At 69.0% G+C, this 3227-nt stretch carries 3 protein-coding genes; all 3 read left to right on the top strand.

The window, feature by feature from the left end:
* Nucleotides 1-207 precede the first annotated feature (207 nt).
* The 3 genes from rsmG to ABZ260_RS48935 all read left to right on the top strand — a co-directional run bounded on the left by rsmG (nt 208) and on the right by ABZ260_RS48935 (nt 3040).
* Nucleotides 208-903, top strand: coding sequence for a 16S rRNA (guanine(527)-N(7))-methyltransferase RsmG (rsmG, locus tag ABZ260_RS48945; protein WP_350913718.1), 696 nt, complete (start codon nt 208-210; stop codon nt 901-903).
* Nucleotides 904-1099: 196 nt separating this feature from the next.
* Nucleotides 1100-2023 carry a ParA family protein gene (locus ABZ260_RS48940; RefSeq protein WP_350913716.1) on the top strand — a complete coding sequence of 308 codons (924 nt, stop codon included), beginning with the start codon at nt 1100-1102 and terminating at the stop codon, nt 2021-2023.
* Between the two features lie 42 nt (nt 2024-2065).
* Complete coding sequence (locus ABZ260_RS48935) at nt 2066-3040, top strand: ParB/RepB/Spo0J family partition protein (RefSeq protein WP_355632231.1); 975 nt, start codon at nt 2066-2068, stop codon at nt 3038-3040.
* Nucleotides 3041-3227 lie beyond the last annotated feature (187 nt).

Below are 3227 nucleotides of genomic sequence, written 5' to 3'. Positions count from 1 at the left end.
GCGTGAGCTCGGGAGGGTCGGTCACGCTCCCGCTGGGGGGTGGAGGTGGGTGCGCCAGGGGCGGCGGCCTTTTTTCGAGGCCTGTTCCGTACGATGTCGGCGGTGGCATACGAGTTCGGGACCCGCGCTGTGCGGTGCCGTCGAGGCGGGCCGTTAGCCTTAAGACCGGCCTGACCCCGACATTTCCGAGGGAAGAGTGAGCGTCGAGTGAGTGACCAGATCCCTGAGCCGCCCGAGGTCGCGCGCGAGGTGTTCGCCGGTGACGCCTGGGCCAGGGCGGAGGCGTTCGCGGAACTGCTGGCCGGCCCCGGGGTGGTGCGCGGGCTGCTCGGCCCGCGGGAGGTGCCGCGCATCTGGGACCGCCACCTGCTCAACTGCGCGGTGGTCGCCGAGGCGGTGCCCGCAGGCGCGCGCCTGGTCGACATCGGTTCCGGTGCCGGACTGCCGGGCCTGGTCCTGGCGATCGTACGGCCGGACATCACCGTCACCCTCCTGGAGCCGCTCCTTCGCCGGACGGTCTTCCTGGAGGAGTGCGTGGAGTCGCTGAAGCTCGGCAACGTCGAGGTGTTGCGCGGCCGGGCGGAGGAGTTCGCGGGCAGGCGGGAGTTCGACGTCGCCTCCGCCCGTGCGGTGGCACCGCTCGACCGCCTGCTGAAGTGGGCGCTTCCCCTCCTGCGCGAGGGGGGCGAACTGCTGGCCATGAAGGGCGAGCGCGCCGCGGAGGAATTGGCGGACGCCGAACGGCAATTGCGGTCGAGTGGGGTCCAAACCGCTGAGCTCACATCGGTCGGGCACGGTAAGGTCGAGCCGCCCACAACTCTCATCCGGGTGGTCGCCGGTCGAGCTCCAGAAGGAGCGCGGAAGACCGCTCGCCGGAAGGATCGCGCCTCGCGAGGCAGGTAGCGCGAGGCCAGTAGACAAACCGAGCAAAGCGAGTACGAGGCCAGTGGACGACCGTACAGGTGCGATTGCCAGCGCGACGAGCGGTCTCGGCTGGCCCGAGGATCCGGCCGCTTTGCCACATGGACGCCTTTCCGGTCTGGGTTGGCCGGCACCGGCTCCCGGTGCCGTAGTCAGGCCGGTTGAAAGGACGACGACCGTGACCCAGACCCCCCTTAATCCCGGCGACTCGCCGCTGGTACGAGAGGCACTCAGCTCAGTGGTTTCACGTGAAACATCGACCCGGAAGACCGCCGCTCCCGGAGGTTCCACCGGGGTCCGAGATGGAGATTGGCCCCGCCCTCCCAAAACCCGGATCTTCACCGTCGCCAACCAGAAGGGCGGCGTCGGTAAGACCACCACGTCGGTCAACCTGGCGGCAGCGCTGTCCATGCATGGCCAGCGGGTGCTCGTGGTCGACCTCGACCCCCAGGGCAACGCCTCGACGGCCCTGGCCGTCGAGCACCGCGGTGACGTACCGGACATGTACAAGGTGCTCGTGGAGGACATGCCGCTCGCGGAGGTGGTGAAGGAGGTCCCGGACATGCCGGGGCTCTACTGTGCTCCCGCCACGATCGACCTGGCCGGTGCCGAGATCGAGTTGGTCTCTATGGTCGCCCGTGAGGCTCGCCTGCAGCGCGCGCTGACCGCGTACGACGCCGTTGAGTTCGACTACATCCTCATTGACTGCCCTCCCTCGCTCGGCCTGCTCACCGTCAACGCGTTGATGGCCGCAAACGAGTTGCTGATTCCCATCCAGTGCGAGTACTACGCGCTGGAGGGTCTTGGGCAGCTGTTGAGAAACGTGGATCTGGTCCGTGCCCATCTGAACCCCACGCTTGACCTCTCCACCATTCTCATGACGATGTACGACGGACGCACCCGGCTGGCCTCCCAGGTGGCCGACGAGGTCCGTTCCCACTTCGGCGCGACGGTGTTGAGCACGTTGATCCCCCGGAGCGTGCGCGTCTCCGAGGCCCCGAGCTACGGTCAGTCGGTCATGACGTACGACCCGGGCTCCAGCGGCGCGATGGCCTACATGGACGCCGCTCGTGAGATCGCTTATCGCGGTGTGGCCGTATGAGTACCGCGAATGAGGGCGGCATCTTGAGCCTCGGGAGGGGCAGTGAGTAAGCAGCCGAGAGGGCTGGGCAGGGGACTGGGGGCCCTCATCCCGACGGGCCCTGCCGTCGTCGCCGAGGCACCCGTGTCGATGACCGTGACGATGGTCGCCCCGGAGCCGATGGTGCCGGAGCAGCCCGGCCCCAAGCCGGTCGCGGGCGCCTACTTCCTTGAGATCCCCGTCGACGACATCGCGCCCAACCCGCGCCAGCCCCGCGACGTCTTCGACGAGGAGGCCCTGAGGGAGCTGGCCACCTCGATCGGCGAGGTCGGCCTGCTCCAGCCGGTCGTGGTGCGCGCGACAGGCGAGGGGCGCTACGAGCTGGTCATGGGCGAACGCCGCTGGCGCGCTTCCAAGCTCGCCGGCCTCTCCGAGATCCCCGCGATCGTGCGGAGCACTCAGGAGGACAAGCTCCTGCTTGACGCGCTCATCGAGAACCTCCAGCGCGAGCAGCTCAACGCTCTGGAGGAGGCGGCGGCCTATCAGCAACTGCTCGACGACTTCGGCGCGACCCACGAGCAGCTCGCCACCCGCATCGGCCGCTCCCGCTCCCACGTGACCAACACGCTCCGCCTGCTGAAGTTGCCGCCCGGCGTGCAGCTCAGTGTCGCGGCCGGCACGATCAGCGCGGGACACGCGCGGGCCCTGCTCCGCTTGGACGACCCCGCCGCCCAGGAGCATCTCGCCCGCAGGATCGTTGCCGAGCTGCTGTCGGTCCGCGCGGTCGAGGAGATCGTCGCCGTGGGCGACGCCAAGGCGGCACCGGCACCGGCCCCGCGAACCCCTCGGGCGAAGCCCACCGAGGAGCCCGTCCTCCGGCAGCTGGCAGACCGTCTCTCCGACCGCTTCGAGACCCGGGTGAAGGTCGACTTCGGCCGCCGTAAGGGGCGCATCGTGGTGGAGTTCGCGACCATCGACGACCTGGAGCGCATCATCAGCACGATGGCCCCGGGATCGCTGCAGGTGCAGGAAGGATGATTTCCGGCAGGGCTCGTGAACGCGGGGTCAATGGCGCCTCCGTTGTGAGCCGGTGAATCCCGGACCCCCGCTCCCCTCTCCCGGAGGGTTCTCCGCTCGAACGGCCTCCCTGTTTCACGTGACTTCGGGGAAGGCGTATCGGGCCATCGGGATGGCGTTGCCGCTGTAGGTGACGTTGGCGGGCCGT

Origin of the sequence: Streptosporangium sp. NPDC006013 (genome assembly GCF_040614275.1) — a bacterium.
Classification (GTDB): Bacteria; Actinomycetota; Actinomycetes; order Streptosporangiales; family Streptosporangiaceae; genus Streptosporangium.
The sequence above is the reverse complement of the archived record's forward strand: the minus strand, read 5'-3'. Positions and strand labels throughout refer to the sequence as shown.